The sequence below is a fragment of the Propionimicrobium sp. BV2F7 genome (assembly GCF_000510445.1).
In the GTDB taxonomy this organism is placed as follows: Bacteria; Actinomycetota; Actinomycetes; order Propionibacteriales; family Propionibacteriaceae; genus Propionimicrobium; species Propionimicrobium lymphophilum.
This window is the reverse complement of record NZ_AZIS01000003.1, coordinates 647,370-663,592: the sequence shown is the minus strand read 5'-3', so window position 1 is coordinate 663,592 and position 16,223 is coordinate 647,370. Positions and strand designations below refer to the sequence as shown.

The window sequence follows — 16,223 nt, the reverse complement described above, 5'->3', positions numbered from 1 at the left end:
AGGCTATTATGAATACTCAACTTACTGCAATGGAGCAGATTGATTCCGGGAAACTTACAAGAAATCAAAAATCGTTAATTGGACTAGCGATTGTTGGAAATATCTCCGAATTCTTCGATATGTTTCTTATCGGATTCATCGTTGCGTTACTGATGAAGGATCCTGGTTGGAATCTAACTGGTTTTCACTCGGGTGTGGTTCTCGCTGGTGCTGGTTTAGGAACAGTTTTAGGATCTATCTTCTGGGGAAGGTTAGCTGATTTTCTTGGTAGAAAGAAAGCCTTTATATATTGCATAATCATTCTCGCAGTATTTACTGTACTTTGCCTTGTAGTTCCGGTAAATGGCTGGATCCTATTAGCGATCTTAAGGGTAGGCGTTGGATTCGGGGTGGGAGGATTATCAATTACCTCGATTCCATTTGTTCAGGAGTTTGTGCCTAGTAAGCAAAGAGGACTTTTATCGGGACTAACCGCCGTGTTCATTCCAGCTGGAATTATGCTGGGATCGATTGCCACATCTACCTTAGGCGTTAGCTTTGGTTGGCGTGGATTGGTTGTTATTGGAGCGTTACCTATCTTTCTTGTATTTTGGGCAATGAAGGTACCGGAATCGCCAAGATTCCATCAGACCAAGGGCAATAATGAGGCGGCTCGTAACGCGTACGCGTGGGCGCTAAACATAGCACCAGAAGATGTAGGTCCTTTGCCGGAAATTGCTCCCAAATCCCAAAAAGGTTTCAGAGTTCTCTTTGAGCGCCATAAAAAAGCTCTGGCAATTGTTACCATCGGATCATTTAGCTTTATATTAGGCTCTTTCACAATCCAATCTTGGGGTCAGTCTATTCTTGGAACATCATTCCAATTCGATGTACAGCAAGTCTCGTTGATGTTCATCGGCGTTTCGATTGCAGATTTATTGGGCCGACTGGGAGCTGCTTGGGTTTCAGATAAAATCGGTAGACGTAAGGTTATGTTGATATGGGGTCTCTTAGGTGCTGTAGGCTGTCTAATCGCCGCCTTTGGTGCCAAAATGGGCGCAGCACAAGATAGCAACCTATTTAACGCCGGTATGCTTTTCTTCCTTGGAATTGTCATCGCAATGGCTTTTGGAGATGGAGCATTTGGCGTTCTCAATCCATTTGGTGCAGAACAATTTTCTACGGAGATTCGCTCTACAGGGTTGGGTCTTGGATATGGGCTAGGTGCTACTGCGAAAATAGTTGGTCCCTATTTTGTTGGTATGTTGATTGGCGGTGGAAAACCTACAGCCGGCGTTGTATTCGTTCCTTTTATAGTGTTCGCAATATTATTTGCTGTTGGTGCCATCATCTATCAGTTTGCGAAAGAGGCCAAAGGTAAACAGTTAGAGGAAATATAGCAGATATCATTTTAAATTTCTTACATACAAATAACGTACGCATAAAGAATAGGAGAATATTATGTCAATTGTGCGGACAGTGTTGGGTGATATTAAGGTCGAAGACATGGGTTACACCATGCCGCATGAGCACATTTTGAGTATGCCGCAGGGGCACGGATCAAAAGTTGAGTTGGATCACCAACTCGATTCATATGGCAAGGCAGTAGCGATGCTGGAAGAGTACAAGCAGGCAGGTGGAGGCACTATTGTCGAAGCTACACCGAAAACCTGGGGTAGGAATGCCAAAGGAATGTATTACGCATCTAAAGCCAGCGGGGTGCATGTAGTCGCCTGTACGGGTTACATTTGCCAGGAACATGGCATGCCGGATGACATGGGCGAATGGGACATTTCACGTATTGTGGATGAGATGGTGCAGGACATAGAAGTCGGTATGGATGGGACAGACATCAAAGCTGGCTGGATTAAATGTGGTACTGCTTATCTGCATATCACGCCTGGTGAAGAAAAAGTAATAAGGGCAGCTTGTAGAGCAGCAAAGATTACCGGTGTTGCTGTTCATGCGCACACCACCATTGGAACGATGGGGCTGGAAATTCTTGATATTGTGCGACAAGAAGATTTCGATATGTCCAGATTCGCAGTAGCTCACGTGGATCGTAATCCAGATTTGTGGTATCACCGTAAGATGCTCGAAACAGGAGCCTCTCTTATATATGACGGTCCAGGCAAAGCAAAATACTATCCTGATTCAATGCGGGTTGCCCTAATCAAATCTCTCGTTGATGAGGGCTATGAGGATAAGCTGATGTTATGTAATGATATGGGACGTCGCTCCCATCATAAAGTCTATGGGTATGGTCCTGGATTTACGTGGATCAAGAATAAGTTCTTACCTCGTCTCATCGATGAAGGAATCAGTGAAAGCGCTGTCCATAAGTTTATGTATCAAAATCCACAAAATTTCTACGCTATTCGTAAAGGTGAATAGTGTGAAAAAGATACAGCTGGCGTTAGATCTTACAGATATTGATGAAGCCGTTTCTATCGCTGAGGCGTGTTCCCACTCCGTGGACATAGTCGAGGCAGGGACGTATCTTTGTCTATCAGAGGGTATGAAGACATCTTTACCTAAATTGCGTACAGTATTTTCTGGCACAATATTAGCGGATATTAGAGTAGCAAGAGCCGGTGACAAGTTTGCCAGATTAGCATTTGACTATGGGGCAGACATTGTGACAGTTGTTGGAGAAGCACCTTCCTCAGTTATTAAGTCTGCATGCGATGCTGCTTATGACTACGGGCGTCAAATTGCGGTTGAATTATTTCCTGGATGGTCCGATGACTATGTCAAATTAATGGTTGATCTCGGGGTCAGTAATATAGTTCTGCAGCGTACAACGAAGGACGAGGAAGAGAACCAAACAATCGTTGAGGAATTGCATCGGCTTGCACAGCTAGTTGACGGTAATGTCTCAGTATCTCTCGCAGGTGGTATTACGCCTAAAACATTGGCTCTATTCGAGAGCCATCCATTTGATATCGCAGTAGTAGGTTCCGAAATCGTTAAAGCTGTAGATCCAGCAGCAGAAGCAAATCGGATCCGACAGTTATTGCTGGAGTATGAAAATGACAAAATATGATGCTACAGGAATAGGTGAGGGAGGAATTCGACTAGCAGTTGGCGCTGGTGGAATTATCGAACGAGCTGAATCATTTCGGGTTCAAATAGCCGGAACAGAAGCCAATGTTCTTTGTTCCCTCAGTAATTTTGGACACAAGACAGCATGGTTTTCGGCTTTACCTGATTCAAAATTAGGGCGCAGAGTTGAATATCAATATCGCTCGTACGGGGTAGACCTATCGCATGTTAAAAAAGTTTCGGATGCTAGGCTCGGAACGTATTATGTCGAATACGCGGCAGAACCTAACCCGACACGGGTAAGTTTCGATCGTGCCAATACTGCGTTCACAAACATGACGGTGAATGACGTTGATTGGGATGCCTTGCTTGACACGAAGATTATTCTTCTTTCGGGTTTATCTGTTCCGTTATCACCTTCTGTATGCAAGATTTTGCAAGAGGCAAGCAAACGAGCCTATAAAGCTAATGTACCTGTTGCTTTTGATGTGAATTATCGCTCGCTCTTGTGGACTAAGCAGGAAGCCGCCAGTATTCTTCTTCCGTTTATAGAAAATGCGCATATTTTATTCTGTAAACGTGATGATGTTGATAATCTGCTGAAGAAAACAAACACTGTAGAGGATGCGTTGTCTCTCTTGAAAGAGCATTCCGCAGCTAAATACATCGTTATGTCTGATGGCGCAAATGGTGCAGATGCTCTTATCGATGGAGTGCATGTTCACGAAGATGCCTACAATATTAGGATAGTCGACAGATTGGGCGCTGGGGACGGTATGGCGGCTGGCTTCATCCATGCTTACCTTAAAGGCGAGGTAGAGTCTAGTTTGAAATATGCAATGGCTGCGGCTGCATTAGCCTTGACTCACTACGGCGAGCAGATTCCTTGTAGCGTTTTTGAACTAGATGACCTGGTTAAACATCCGAATTTGGTGCTAGTACGGTAGACAGTGTCGAAGAGTGAATTCTCGGCTGGGCGATTGAGGCCTGTAGTCTTATTCGATCTTGATGGAACGCTAGTGGATACAACCTCTACTATAGTCACTGCATTCCAACAGATGATTGGGTTGCTGCAGTTACCATTGCCGGCAGATATGCAGACATCGGACTATCTGCGTCGGTATGTGGGGCCGCCGTTGCTAGAAGCCATGATGGATTTGAATCCAGGGGCGGCGCTGCCAATTTGGGAGCAAATGATTGAGATCCAACGGGATTTCTATATCCCAATTGCGTCGACAGCTCCGGTTTTCGATGGGATTCAGGACTTGCTGTTCAACCTATCGAAAAAAAATATTAGATTGGCAGTCGCCACCTCGAAACCACTAGAAATTGCAAGAAATATCCTCAACGCGAGGAAACTGTCAGTTTATTTCGAGGTGATTGTAGGGTCAAAGGATGACAAAAAATCAGGTAAAGCGCAGATTGTTAAGGAGGCAATCGCCGAATTGAATGCTCGTGAAGAGGTTATGATAGAAAGAATTGTTATGGTAGGAGACCGGAAGTACGACATAATAGGGGCTCGGCAGAATAACATTCCATCTTTTTTTGTTACATGGGCTGGTACAGCAGAATTAGATGAGGCTGTTGGTTCTTATGGCAAATTCTCTACTCCACAGGCTTTAGGTTTGGCTTTAGAAAGATATTTTTTTGATTGATGGTTACCTTGGCAGTCTAATAAAGTAGGTTGATACCTCGGAATTAATTTATTGTTGAATTGAGTTGTGTCATGAAATCTCCAGTAGGGATATATGAAAAAGGTTTACCCGGAAATTTATCGTGGCAGGATAAATGTCGGTTGGCTGGTGAATCGGGCTACTCTTTTATTGAATTGTCCATTGATGAAAGCTCGGAAAAGCTTGACAGGCTATACCTTGAGCCATCTGTCATAAGGACTTTTGAAGACTGTGCGCGAGACAGTAATATTTATATAGGAGCCCTAACACTTAGTGCCAATAGGCGTTTTGCGTTGGGTGCTACTAATTCGTTAGAACGGGAGCAAGGTCTATCAATTGCTAAGAGAGCCATTGAATTTGCTTCTTTAACGCACTGTGAACTTGTACAAATTGCTGGATATCTGGATTACTATAATGAGGCATCACCAGAATCTTTAGATTTCTTTATTGAAAATCTTCAGGAACTGCTGCATTTCTCTCGTTCTTTATCCCTGGATTTCGCCATTGAGAACGTTGATGGACAAGATTTCGTTAATGTTGAGCAAATTCTTGATGTTATTAACGTAATTAATAATCCTCGCTTGGGTATTTACTTTGATGTAGGAAATGTGATTGGTAATTCCCTTTCAATAGCTTCCCAATTTGCTAAAGCCGTTGACCATGTCAAAGCTATTCAATTAAAAGAAGCTAAAGCTGGAGTGTTTAGAGGTGTACCTTTCGGTAGAGGTGAGGTGCCATTTTCTGACTTAGCAGATTTGCTCCAACTAAGTAGATATTCCGGCCCCATCTCCATTGAGATGTGGAACGACGAAAATGACACAGATTTGCCTAAGAATGTTTTGGCCTGGATAAAGGCTCGAATCTCTTGTTTATAATGCTAGTCTTAATTCATTTGGTTAGTCCAAGAATTTTTACGGCGCAATCTGTATCGGCGACGAGGTACTTTGCATAGCCTCCTTGTAAAGCGCAATGTGTAACATGCGCTTTTTCGGCGCCGTGGACTGTTAAAATTGTTTTCTGTTTATTTTTTAGCACATCAAGGCCTACCCCTAGCACGCGACTATTAAATTCGCGGAGCGAATCTCCGTTTTCATCAATCATTCTGGCTAAAAGATGTCCGACAGCTCCCTGTGCTTCACATTGAGAGCGGGTTTCTGCTGACAGATAGCCTGCCTGGCTTAGTGAAGATGCTTCATCAGCAATGGATCCAACACCAAACAGAAAAACATCAGCTGATTTCCCTAGGTCAATCACATCCGGTATTGTTCCCGAAAGAATGATTTGATCGTGTAGGCTAGTAGTCGGAAGTATAGCTGGGGCGTTGATAAAACGATATGTTCCCCGGAACTTAGCCGCTAGTGATCGGGCTATTTCTGGCCCATCCAGCGCCGGTTTCCCTCCCCCTAGACTTCCGACCAGTGTTACTACTTTTGTGTTTGTTTTCGGACAGATTGGCATTGCATCAACAATTTCTCTTAACAAACCTCCCCACGATACACCTATCACGTCATTGTCTTTCACAAGCTCCATAAGTAAGTTTGCTGCGGCGCTAGATACTGCGGAAACAGTTTCTTCCTCTTTATTGATGGAGGTAACGATTTCTGCTTTCTCTAAGTTGTACTTTTCCTGTAGAGACAGCGATAGTTCTCTATTAATTCTGAAAGGTCGGTGGAGCCGAATCTCCACCATGCCATCTTCGCGGGCGCGTGCCAGCATCCTTGATACAGTTACCCTAGATATCCCTAATTGCTTTGCAATTTCCTGTTGAGTTAAATTTTTTGCGTAGTAAAGTTCTGCGGCTTTGTATATTTTTTCTGCTCTCACTAAGAACACCTATTCTTACAGGCTGCTTTGCTGTTTCTTGCTTGATTCTCAACTCCAGAATCCTTGGCCACAATACAAATATCTTCATTACACTCGCACAAGGTACTCTATTCAGTTCTTACTCAAAAATGAAATTAAGCAATCCAGGTAAGGTTCATCGACCTGAGTAAAGATAATTAATCGATTCCGTCTGGGAACAGACGCCAATGTATCGAACAACTGAGATGCCGTCGTCAAGTATGACAAAAGAGGTGATGTAGGCCCGTCTGAAGTGTCCCAGGTTTTCTGAATGTACTGAACCCTGAAAGTTGGACGTTTATTTGTTCAGTTTTTAGGGTTAGGGGTGTTATGCGTTCTGATAGTTCGTTGTCGGTGGAGCAGCGGGCGGCGGCTGTTGATTTGTTTGAGGCGGGCTATGGCTCTCGAGCCACAGCCAGAAAACTTGGTTTGCCATTTCGGCCGGTGAATTCGCTTTATGACAGGTGGGTTCTTCATGGGAAAATGGTGCTTGTGACACGTGATACGAAAGCTGTTTACTCGTGGGAGTTCAAGCGCTCGATTGTCGCTCGTTTTCTTGCTGGTGAGAGTGCGAGGCAGTTGGCGGCAGAGTTTAATTTTTCTTCGGTTGATCTGGTGTATTCGTGGGTACGAGTGTGGCGTTTAGCTGGCGATGAGGGCTTACGCCCGAAAAGGCGTGGCAGAAAACCGAAAACGCTGATTGCTAGCCCTGATCCCGAGAGGAGCGCGACGGTTCCGGATGCTGCGTTGATTGAGGAGAATACACGGTTAAAAGCACAGTTAGCATATTTGAAAAAATTACGAGATCTGAGGGATCAGGGGCAAGGCTGAAAACCCGTGTGGTTGCCACTCTCAGATCTAAATACCCGTTGCCGGTACAGTTACAGGTAGCCAAACTAGCACGATCAACGTTCTATTATCAGCTCAAGCAGATGCAGACCCAGGATCGGCATGTGCAGCTGAAACAAGCGATTCGGAAGATTTTCGATAAAAGCCATCAGCGCTATGGTTATCGCCGTGTTCGGCTTCAGCTGCTGCGTGATGGGTGGTGTGTGTCGCGTAAGCTTGTCGCTAAGTTGATGAGGCAGCTTGGTTTACGCTCTAAAACGAGGAAACGTAAGTGTTACAACTCTTACCGCGGTACGACGTCACGTCGGGCTGATAATCATTTAGATCGGCATTTCGTGACGGAAAAGCCAAATCAACAATGGGTCTCCGATATTACTCAATTTCAGATCTCGGGGCAGAAGCTGTATTTGTCCCCGGTGATGGATTTGTGTGATCACTCGATTCTTGCTCACACTCTCTCGGTATCTCCAACAACGAAAGTGTCCGCGTTGAGCCTGAAAAAGGCTTTTCGCGTAGCGGGTGATCCGGAAGGTATTCTTGTTCATACTGATCAGGGCTACCACTATCACCACCAGTCATGGATCAGTCAGCTAGTTGAGCATCAGTGCGTTCAATCCATGAGCCGTAAGGGCAATTGTTACGATAACTCCGTGATGGAGAACTTCTTTTCTCACTTGAAAGAAGAAATGTTCAACAATGACTCATTCGTTTCCATCAGCGAGCTGCGCGCAGCGATTGACGAGTACATACAGTGGTACAACACTGAGCGTATGCAAGAACGGCTCGGAGGGATGACCCCAAACGAATACCGGCAACACGCACTAACCACCATCGGATAGAATCACACTGTCCAAGAATTGGGGTTCAGTACATTCTAGCAGAGGGGCTTCGTATCCAAGACTTTCCACTATTCGTGCTTAAGGAGAAAGCATGACAACGGCCACGTCAGAACCACTTATACGCGTTTGCGGAGCGTCCAAACGCTATGGGCAAGTGACTGCCCTGGATGGGGTTGACATTGAGGTTTTTCCTGGTGAGGTGGTTGGACTTCTTGGGGCTAATGGTGCTGGTAAGACGACGCTTATTGAGTCGATTATGGGTGCGAGGTGCCTGGACGAAGGCGGTATTTCGGTGTGCGGGTTTTCGCCAGTCAGGCAGCGGGAGGAGTGTGCCAGGCGGATGAGTCTGCAGCCGCAGGGATCTTCCCTGTTTAAGCATCTGTCGGTGACGGAGAGCCTGGAATTGTGGGCGTCGTTTTATCCGCGTCCGCGCCAGGTGGATGAGATTATTTCTCTGGTTGATCTGGAAACGAAGCGTAAGCCGCGGGTTAAAACCTTATCTGGAGGCCAGCAGCAACGATTGCGGTTGGCTTTGGCGCTTATTGGGGACACGGAGATAGTCGCATTTGACGAACCGACGGTCGGGCTTGACCCTTTGGCGCGCGAACAGGTGTGGGATGTGATCAGGCAGCGCGCCGGTAGGGGCGCGGTGGTCATGGCCACTCAGATGATGGACGAAGCAGAAGCTTTGTGCGACAGAATCGTGATTATTGATGCTGGGCGAGTCGTGGCTGAAGGCGGCGTCAGCGATTTACTGGAGCGTTACGCAGGTCAGGGCAGCATCTCGTTCAAGACGACCAGCCGGGTTGATGCTGCCACTTTGAAAAATCTTCCAGGAGTGATCTGGGCCTCTACCAGGCGCGTGGGTGCATCGACGAGTGTCAGACTGGTGGTTTCAGATATGACGCGCGCCCGGGCTGCGGTGCGCATCTAGCTCTATCCGAGCGCAGCGGATCAAGACTGCTGGCCCATCACTTTCCGATGTGTTCTTGCGCTTGGTCGGTAAGGAACTTGATGAGCAGACACGTGAGGAGGATTGATGAGACAGATTCGGGCTCTTAGCTTGGCGAGTTTTAGGGAGTTGCTGCGTGATCCGATGACCACCGGGTTGGGCATGGTCTTTCCTATGTCGTTTATCGCGATGTTTCTGTTGCTGCCGGATCTGCCCCAGCCTGAGGGCTGGATCAGCGCGTTGGCGTTCGGTTTGCCTGCGATACTGATTTTTGCCTCGCTTTCACTAGGGCTGACGGGCACTGCCGCTCCTATTGTTCAACTACGTAAGGACGGCGTGTTGCGAAGTCTTGGGATGACTCCAGTGACGCGCTCGCAGTATCTGTGGGCTCAGATGCCCGCACGAATCGTGGTGATCGGCGTGGAGTTCTGCTTGATCTGGCTCATTGCGGTCGTCTCTAGATCGCTGAATCTGACGGATTCGGCGATGCTGGTGTGGGCGATGGTGCTCTGTGTGGCGTCGACGCTGCCGCTGGGGCTGCTGATCGGGTCTAGATCCGACAACCCGGGGCTGGTCGGGGCACTAGCCGGAATATTGCCTGTCGGTATGATGTTTCTGTGTGGGCTGTTTCTGCCGTATCGAATGATGCCCGCAGCCGTGGAATACGCGGGTCTGGCGTTTCCCTACACCTACGTTGGTGACATGCTGCGGCATAGCCTAGTTGGAACTCAATTGCAGTACTCCGTGTTTCAGGGGTCGGCGGTGTGCATCGTGTGGACGGTGACAACGGGTTTGTTGGCCTGGCGATGTTTCAGATGGGATAGCCAAGAATGAGTGCTACGAAAACGAGATTCAGTGATCAAACAGCCACGAATCTGAATAATCTGGTGGGGCGTACAGGTGTTGTGGGAGGTACGGTTAAACTACCGGGTTCCGATGGAGACGGGCGAATATCCATTTACGCAGCTAGCACAGGTAATCTCGCGGCAGCACTAGACGGGGTTCGCGCTTCCACACGTGGCGCTAGTACATGGGGGACTATTGATGGCGCAGGAGGAGCCTTCGACCCCAAAGAAGCCCGCCTTCTCAGCATCGCTTAAGGCTTAGAGCGCTACGCTTCTTGTGTATACGATGAAAAGCAGTTCATTTGGGCAACAGCCCGGGAGCTGGGGGCGGAGGCTGTTGACCTCAATCAATTTCCATCCATGTCGGAAAATGAGACCAGACGTACACCTGTTTGGGTTAAGCCGAATCTCGATGCGCCAATGAGGTGGGTTAGATCTGTTTGTATGGTGTAGGGAGAAATCCGCTGGATACCGGCAATAGCCATTTACTTACATCTACCGTTCGCGAGCATGGGAGAAAGGTTTACTGTACCGATTTATACAGGTTGTGCATTACATGCTGATCCTTATCACCCTTAACTAAAAACCTAGGGCAATCCACATCCACTTGCTTCTTGGCCTGACACAGAGTGCTCTCATCCATTCCAGGCATAATATGACGTATCTTCACCGATCTGCTTCAAGCGGGCTACCTACTGAAAAACTCGATCACCGCGAGATCTAAGGGGTTCATCCACTATATTAGATAACAGACCATTATCGAATATTTAGGCCGACTGGATAGAGGCAGAACGACACGCTTCCGCAGCAGAAAACCAGCGTTTGGTCGTATCTAGGTAGGACCTGCGGGGCTCGAACCCGCGACAAAGGGATTATGAGTCCCCTGCTCTAACCTGCTGAGCTAAGGTCCCGAAACGGACTTGCCGAAGTTTCATTATATAGGAAGCCAAAAAATAGTTAAAGCTTGGTGCGCCCGTTGGTCGGTTTCGGCGAACTCTCGCCCTCGTCGTTCATCGAGGGCTGCTTAGACGGATCTGCGTTTGGATCCTCAGACTCTCGAGCGGTTTCCCCCTCGCCTGGGGAAGCCGATTGACTATCCTGAGGGCTCGCGGACTGGCTTTCTCCGGACTCTCCCTGATCGGGGGTAGAGCTATCTTGGTCGGCTGACGATTCAGACTCGCCCTGGCTCGGATCGTTGGAGCTTTGGCTCTGATTTTGAGTCGGGACAGGAGGCTGTGGTTGCTCCGGGGGCGTGTTCTGGAAAAGCAGCACCGCTATGAGTAGCCCAAGACCTGCTAGAACTATCGTCATTAGCCAGGCGGCGAGGATGGGCAAGACACCCGCACGATCGTGACGTCCTGGCCAAGGAAGCGGCCAAACCCGCCACCGGCCCGTTGACGCGTCCTTCTCCCAAGGAAGTAAATAGTCGGGTCCGGCATCTTGACTGACGGGGATCGAAAGGTCGATAGTTCGAAGCAGGCGGTTAGCCTCGGCGATCGACCGTTCGCTTCCGTCGTATGCCAAGGCGACCCAGGGCGCCACCTCTTCGCCGGACAAGTAGGGGTCGTCGTATTCGTGGTCATATTTATCGCTGAGTCGGCCTCGGTTCTGACCTTCGCCGCCCATCGCTATGACGGTCTGCTCGTGCATCTTGTTGATTTCGCCGCTTAAGCGATCTCGAACGGCGGCGTCGCCGGCTGCTCCTGCGTTTAAGCGAAGCAGCAACACCTCTGAGCCGAAGCTGGAGTGCCCGAAATAAACTACCGCTCCTCGGCTTGCAGTCATTCTTGCGTCCAACCAGAAGCTGCCGATTTTCGGAGGGTCGCTAGCAAGCAGCGGATACGCTTGTGGCCCGCTGCCGGGTAGAGAGCTTGGCTGATGCATCATTAGCAATCCTAGCCGCACCGTCTAAGTTCTTCGACTACTCACAGGTTGGGTTAGTACCCTTGTAATCAAGTCCAAGCAATCTAGGAGAATTGTGACCATCACTGACGTGCAGGACACCAAAGCGGCTTCAGCACTGTTGAAGGAAGCCATCGCCGCCATCCAGCAAGTAATCGTCGGGCAAGACCATATGGTTCAGCAACTGATGGTTGGCTTGCTAGCTAAAGGCCACATCCTTCTAGAAGGCGTTCCCGGAACCGCGAAGACTCTCGCGGTGCGCACCTTCTCCAAGGTTGTTGGCGGCGACTTCGCGCGCGTTCAATTCACCCCCGACCTGGTGCCCAGCGATATAGTCGGCACCCGCGTTTACTCGGCCTCCAAAGAGACCTTTGACGTTGAGCTCGGGCCTGTTTTTGTGAACTTCGTTCTAGCAGACGAAATCAACCGCGCACCCGCAAAGGTGCAGTCCGCTATGCTCGAGTTGATGGCAGAAAAGCAGGTGACCATCGCCGGCAAGACGTATCCGCTGCCGGATCCATTCACCGTGATCGCCACCCAAAACCCCGTCGAATCCGAGGGCGTCTATCCTCTTCCTGAGGCTCAGCGAGACCGCTTCCTGCTTAAGGTCGACGTGCCCTATCCCAAGGGCGACGAAGAGTTGGAGATCCTGCAGCGGATGGCTGTTAAGCCCCCGCAGGCAACCCAGCTTCTAGACCCAAAGATAACTCTCGCTCTTCAGGAAAAGGCTGCGAGCATCTCCGTGCATCAGCTGGTCAACGAGTACATCGTCAGGTTAGTGCTGGCGACTAGGAACCCCGCAGACTTCGGGCTGGAAGACCTGAAACCGATCATTCAGATCGGCAACTCTTCTCGTGCAACGTTAGGCCTTTCGGCCGCGGCCAGGGCGCTGGCGCTGATTAAGGGTCGCGACTACGTGTTACCAAGCGATGTTCAGGAGGTCGCCCCAGACGTCATGGCGCACAGACTCACCCTAAGCTTCGATGCGATAGCCGACGACGTGTCCGCGCTGGACGTCGTCGACAAAATTATTAAAACTGTGCCGGCACCTACACCAGTGTGGAAGGGTGACAAGAAAAATTCCGCTGGAATAGCTGCCCACGCAGCGAACACTCCGCAGGTCTCTAACGTCCAGACGCCTGCACCTGCGGTTCCCAACGTTGTGCAGAATCCCCAACTGCAAAAGACGCCACCTGCGCAGCAAAGCTCACAGAGAATCATTCGTCGCCGCCCTGTCAATCCAAATAGCGGCAACCTGAACTTCCCTCCGCCCAATCCGGGTAACAGAAGGTAGAAACGGATGCCTCCGATTGACTTCGAGCCTCCCAAGTTCCAAAAGCAGCTCGCCTCCGCCAGCGTAATCAGCGAGCCCAGCGGGCCGACCATCGATGTTCACGATCTTGCCCCCGAGGCGGCATTAAACCGACTCGAACTAAAGATCGTTCGCAGGCTGGAAGGATTTTTACAAGGCGACCACTTGGGGCTGATCCCAGGAACAGGTTCAGACCTGAACGACGCCCGTCCATACGTTCCGGGTCAAGACGACGTCAGAAAGATGGATTGGGCAGTCACGGCTCGAACCATGGTGCCTCACGTGCGGGACACAATTGCTGACCGCGAGCTAGAAATTTATGCGCTGCTGGATTCGACTCCCTCGATGAACTGGGGAACTGCATCCGTCACAAAACGGGACCTGGGCATCGCCGCCATCGCCACCCTCGGTTTCGTCAGTCAGAAGATGGGCGACAGGTTCGGTGGGCTTGTGTTGCGTTCGGACGAGGTTCGCCGTTACCCGGCAAGATCAGGCAGACAGGCGCTATACGGGTTGCTCAGAAAACTTTTGGAAGACCCGATCGAAAAAGACGATCCGTCACCAAATCTAAGTCTCGTCGATGGCATCGAGGCCCTAGTCCGCACTCAGAGACGCAGGGGAATGAGGATAGTGGTCTCCGATTTCCTCACCGCCGGAGACGAAGATGTAGATCCGAATTCACCGCCAGCTTGGGAGAGGCCCCTGAGGCGTCTCGCAGTGCGTAACCAGGTGCTTTGCATCGAGGTGATCGACCCCGCAGAAATCAATTTTCCAGACGCTGGGGAGCAGTTGATACGAGATCCGGAGACTAATTTCTCCAGGTTTGTAAACACCTCCGAGGCGAGGGCGCGTAGGGCCATTGACTATGCAAACGCCGCCCAAAGACGCAGGACCGCAGCGGCGATGAGACGTGCCAGCGTCGGTCACTTGGTACTTCGCACCGATTCAGATTGGGTAGCTGATATCGCAAGATTCGTGCTCACCTACCGGCGCACAGCGGGAGTAATTCACCAGCCTCCTCAGGGGGTGGCGAAGTGAACGAGGAAACCACTCGTTTTCTGTTCTGGGATTTCCTCGCACCTGAACGACTCTGGGCGCTCATCCTGGTTTTACTGCTAGTAGTTGCATACATTGCGCTACTTGGGCTGCGAAGGAACCGAGGCATCCGGTATACGCAAACCGCGATAGTCGGGGCTGTTCTACCCAGACAAAGCCAGTGGCGCCGCCACCTGATAGTGCTAACAGCTCTGCTGGCTTTGGCTGCCGTCATTTTCGCTTGGGCTCGGCCCGCGGGCAAGGAAAAGGTGCCCCGCGAGCGGGCCACAGTTGCTCTCGTCCTGGATTCCTCTATCTCCATGCAGGCGACGGATATCTCTCCGAATAGATTCGACGCATCAAAAAACGCGGCGATTAACTTTCTGGATGGTTTGCCTGCTAAGTACAACCTTTCTGTCATCAAACTTGCTGGTCAGCCCAACACGCTCATCCCAGCGTCCAAAGATAGGGGAGCGGCCAGGCGCGCCATCGAGCTCATGGAGCCGGCAGAGGGCACGAATATCGGCAAGGCTCTGGACCAGGCGATCACCACTATCCAGTCTGCTCCCGGCGAATCCGAAGCTCATGTTCCGGGCATGATCGTTTTGCTCTCCGACGGCGGCGACGGCGGCGCGGTTCCCGGCGAATCGATGTCACCAGGCACGAAGACCGCGTTAGAAAAGGCAAAAGAACTAGAAATACCCGTCTACACCATCGCCTACGGCACTATGAATGGCTTCGTCGACGTGGACGGCGAACGCTTCAACGTCGCCCCAGACACAGAACTCATGTCTCAGATCGCCTCCCAAACTGGCGGAGAAACTATCGGGGCAAAGAGCCCAGAAAAACTCAAAGAAGCCTACGAGAAAATGAACAGCGCGATCAGCTACGAAGAGGTCAACAAAGAGATCACCGCCAGGTGGGCCTTCTACGCCTTGCTATTCGCCACAATTGCCTGCATCGGCGGCATCAGAATCGCGGCTAGGGGGTAGTAAATGGAGTTCTTGAATCCCTCCCGGCTGGGCTGGCTGGCGCTGGTGGCTGTCCTCGCGATGGCCTATTTGTTGGTCAGCGTCAAGAGCGGTCGAAAATCCAGGGAGAGCTTCGGCGGCGCAGTGCCCAGGCAATCCGGGCTTAAAAGACATCTGAGCGTGATTGCATGCCTTCTTTCCGTAGCGACCCTCGTGATCGCCTGGGCTCAGCCGCTAGGAGTGCACCAGGTGCCAAGGCAGAGAGCGACGGTTGTCGTTGCGATCGATGTGTCGCATTCGATGCGCGCCCAGGACGTGACGCCCAGCAGAATCGAATCTGCGAAGAGCTCGGCAAAAGAATTCGTCGATCTGCTGCCGCAAGGGTTCAACGTTTCTCTAGTCCTTTTTGCCGGCGATATTGAGCTCCAGACCGTGCCGACAACGGACCGCTCGAGCGTGAAAGCATCTATCGACGCGGCCCAGATGGCGCCCTCCACGGCGATCGGCGAAGGTATTTATTCCGCGTTAGATTCGCTCCGATTCGCTCCGCCCAACCCAGACGATCCGGAAGAGCCTGTGCCAGCGGCAATTGTGCTCCTATCTGACGGTTATACGAATGTTGGACGAAAGTCTGCTGACGCTGCTGCAGCCGCAAAGAGCCAGGGGGTGCCCGTCTACACCATCGCTTTCGGTACACCGGGTGGCTACGTTCGTGAAAACGGTCAACGTCTGCCGGTGCCAGTCGACCATGCCGAATTAGCAACTGTGGCGAATATTTCCGGCGGCAAAAAGTATTCCGCAGAGTCCAGCAGCGATCTTAAGAGCGTCTATGAAACCTTGGCGATTTCTCTCGGCTACGACGAGGAAAAAGTGGAGATCACCGAACGTTACGCGGGCATAGCAGCAATCTTCGCGTTGTTAGCAGCGGTGGGCGTCATCTCTCTGGCTGCACGTTGGCCCTAACTGGCTAGGCTAGAAG

At 50.3% G+C, this 16,223-nt stretch carries 16 protein-coding genes and 1 tRNA gene; 14 read left to right on the top strand and 3 right to left on the bottom strand.

The window, feature by feature from the left end:
- Window positions 1–8: 8 nt before the first annotated feature.
- The 6 genes from HMPREF1255_RS03965 (at window position 9) to HMPREF1255_RS03940 (ending at window position 5,572) form a co-directional block, all read left to right on the top strand.
- Complete coding sequence (locus HMPREF1255_RS03965) at window positions 9–1,379, top strand: MFS transporter (protein ID WP_036917091.1); 1,371 nt, start codon at window positions 9–11, stop codon at window positions 1,377–1,379.
- A 61-nt stretch (window positions 1,380–1,440) separates the two neighbouring features.
- The gene (locus HMPREF1255_RS03960; RefSeq protein WP_024110733.1) at window positions 1,441–2,373 is read left to right on the top strand and encodes a phosphotriesterase; all 933 of its coding nucleotides are present in this window, start codon (window positions 1,441–1,443) and stop codon (window positions 2,371–2,373) included.
- A gap of 1 nt (window position 2,374) precedes the next feature.
- Window positions 2,375–3,025, top strand: a complete 651-nt coding sequence (locus HMPREF1255_RS03955) for an orotidine 5'-phosphate decarboxylase / HUMPS family protein (RefSeq protein WP_036916839.1) — start codon at window positions 2,375–2,377, stop codon at window positions 3,023–3,025.
- Window positions 3,012–3,971: a sugar kinase gene (locus tag HMPREF1255_RS09595; protein ID WP_024110537.1), complete on the top strand. Its 960-nt coding sequence runs from the start codon at window positions 3,012–3,014 to the stop codon at window positions 3,969–3,971. The genes HMPREF1255_RS03955 and HMPREF1255_RS09595 overlap by 14 nt, the downstream gene beginning before the upstream one ends.
- Window positions 3,972–3,974: 3 nt before the next feature.
- Window positions 3,975–4,679, top strand: coding sequence for an HAD family hydrolase (locus HMPREF1255_RS03945; RefSeq protein ID WP_024110932.1), 705 nt, complete (start codon window positions 3,975–3,977; stop codon window positions 4,677–4,679).
- A gap of 71 nt (window positions 4,680–4,750) precedes the next feature.
- Entirely contained in the window at window positions 4,751–5,572 is an 822-nt protein-coding gene (locus tag HMPREF1255_RS03940) for a TIM barrel protein (RefSeq protein ID WP_036916834.1), read from the top strand.
- 13 nt (window positions 5,573–5,585) lie between these two features.
- On the opposite strand, the gene HMPREF1255_RS03935 is transcribed toward HMPREF1255_RS03940, so the two are convergent.
- A complete protein-coding gene (locus HMPREF1255_RS03935; protein WP_024110570.1) occupies window positions 5,586–6,521 on the bottom strand; it encodes a sugar-binding transcriptional regulator in 936 nt (311 codons plus the stop codon).
- A 348-nt stretch (window positions 6,522–6,869) separates the two neighbouring features.
- Here HMPREF1255_RS03935 and HMPREF1255_RS03930 point away from each other — a divergent pair, with 348 nt between their 5' ends.
- From HMPREF1255_RS03930 to HMPREF1255_RS03915, 4 genes are all read left to right on the top strand, one after another.
- Complete coding sequence (locus tag HMPREF1255_RS03930) at window positions 6,870–7,370, top strand: helix-turn-helix domain-containing protein (protein ID WP_024110576.1); 501 nt, start codon at window positions 6,870–6,872, stop codon at window positions 7,368–7,370.
- 8 nt (window positions 7,371–7,378) lie between these two features.
- The gene (locus tag HMPREF1255_RS03925; RefSeq protein WP_024110912.1) at window positions 7,379–8,227 is read left to right on the top strand and encodes an IS3 family transposase; all 849 of its coding nucleotides are present in this window, start codon (window positions 7,379–7,381) and stop codon (window positions 8,225–8,227) included.
- Window positions 8,228–8,318: 91 nt separating this feature from the next.
- Complete coding sequence (locus HMPREF1255_RS03920; RefSeq protein WP_024110930.1) at window positions 8,319–9,161, top strand: ABC transporter ATP-binding protein; 843 nt, start codon at window positions 8,319–8,321, stop codon at window positions 9,159–9,161.
- A gap of 105 nt (window positions 9,162–9,266) precedes the next feature.
- Complete coding sequence (locus HMPREF1255_RS03915) at window positions 9,267–10,013, top strand: ABC transporter permease (protein ID WP_024110755.1); 747 nt, start codon at window positions 9,267–9,269, stop codon at window positions 10,011–10,013.
- Window positions 10,014–10,861: 848 nt separating this feature from the next.
- Here HMPREF1255_RS03915 and HMPREF1255_RS03910 read toward each other — a convergent pair.
- Both HMPREF1255_RS03910 and HMPREF1255_RS03905 read right to left on the bottom strand, forming a co-directional pair.
- Window positions 10,862–10,935, bottom strand: a tRNA-Ile gene (locus tag HMPREF1255_RS03910).
- A gap of 46 nt (window positions 10,936–10,981) precedes the next feature.
- Window positions 10,982–11,911: a hypothetical protein gene (locus tag HMPREF1255_RS03905; RefSeq protein WP_024110646.1), complete on the bottom strand. Its 930-nt coding sequence runs from the start codon at window positions 11,909–11,911 to the stop codon at window positions 10,982–10,984.
- A 91-nt stretch (window positions 11,912–12,002) separates the two neighbouring features.
- Between HMPREF1255_RS03905 and HMPREF1255_RS03900 the strand changes: the two genes are divergently transcribed.
- The 4 genes from HMPREF1255_RS03900 to HMPREF1255_RS03885 are packed head-to-tail and all read left to right on the top strand — an operon-like array spanning window position 12,003 to window position 16,207.
- Entirely contained in the window at window positions 12,003–13,220 is a 1,218-nt protein-coding gene (locus HMPREF1255_RS03900) for a MoxR family ATPase (RefSeq protein ID WP_024110565.1), read from the top strand.
- Window positions 13,221–13,226: 6 nt separating this feature from the next.
- The gene (locus HMPREF1255_RS03895; RefSeq protein ID WP_024110524.1) at window positions 13,227–14,276 is read left to right on the top strand and encodes a DUF58 domain-containing protein; all 1,050 of its coding nucleotides are present in this window, start codon (window positions 13,227–13,229) and stop codon (window positions 14,274–14,276) included.
- Entirely contained in the window at window positions 14,273–15,265 is a 993-nt protein-coding gene (locus HMPREF1255_RS03890) for a VWA domain-containing protein (protein WP_024110954.1), read from the top strand. Before HMPREF1255_RS03895 ends, HMPREF1255_RS03890 begins: the two co-directional genes overlap by 4 nt.
- A gap of 3 nt (window positions 15,266–15,268) precedes the next feature.
- The gene (locus HMPREF1255_RS03885) at window positions 15,269–16,207 is read left to right on the top strand and encodes a VWA domain-containing protein (RefSeq protein WP_016455724.1); all 939 of its coding nucleotides are present in this window, start codon (window positions 15,269–15,271) and stop codon (window positions 16,205–16,207) included.
- Window positions 16,208–16,223: the final 16 nt, after the last annotated feature.

What these genes read in the sequence shown, in the direction of transcription:
- HMPREF1255_RS03965 (WP_036917091.1), top strand. Translation starts at nt 9, where the DNA reads ATGAATACTCAACTTACTGCAATGGAGCAGATTGATTCCGGGAAACTT.
- HMPREF1255_RS03960 (WP_024110733.1), top strand. Translation starts at nt 1,441, where the DNA reads ATGTCAATTGTGCGGACAGTGTTGGGTGATATTAAGGTCGAAGACATG.
- HMPREF1255_RS09595 (WP_024110537.1), top strand. Translation starts at nt 3,012, where the DNA reads ATGACAAAATATGATGCTACAGGAATAGGTGAGGGAGGAATTCGACTA.
- HMPREF1255_RS03940 (WP_036916834.1), top strand. Translation starts at nt 4,751, where the DNA reads ATGAAATCTCCAGTAGGGATATATGAAAAAGGTTTACCCGGAAATTTA.
- HMPREF1255_RS03930 (WP_024110576.1), top strand. Translation starts at nt 6,870, where the DNA reads ATGCGTTCTGATAGTTCGTTGTCGGTGGAGCAGCGGGCGGCGGCTGTT.
- HMPREF1255_RS03920 (WP_024110930.1), top strand. Translation starts at nt 8,319, where the DNA reads ATGACAACGGCCACGTCAGAACCACTTATACGCGTTTGCGGAGCGTCC.
- HMPREF1255_RS03915 (WP_024110755.1), top strand. Translation starts at nt 9,267, where the DNA reads ATGAGACAGATTCGGGCTCTTAGCTTGGCGAGTTTTAGGGAGTTGCTG.
- HMPREF1255_RS03905 (WP_024110646.1), bottom strand. Translation starts at nt 11,911, where the DNA reads ATGATGCATCAGCCAAGCTCTCTACCCGGCAGCGGGCCACAAGCGTAT.
- HMPREF1255_RS03895 (WP_024110524.1), top strand. Translation starts at nt 13,227, where the DNA reads ATGCCTCCGATTGACTTCGAGCCTCCCAAGTTCCAAAAGCAGCTCGCC.
- HMPREF1255_RS03885 (WP_016455724.1), top strand. Translation starts at nt 15,269, where the DNA reads ATGGAGTTCTTGAATCCCTCCCGGCTGGGCTGGCTGGCGCTGGTGGCT.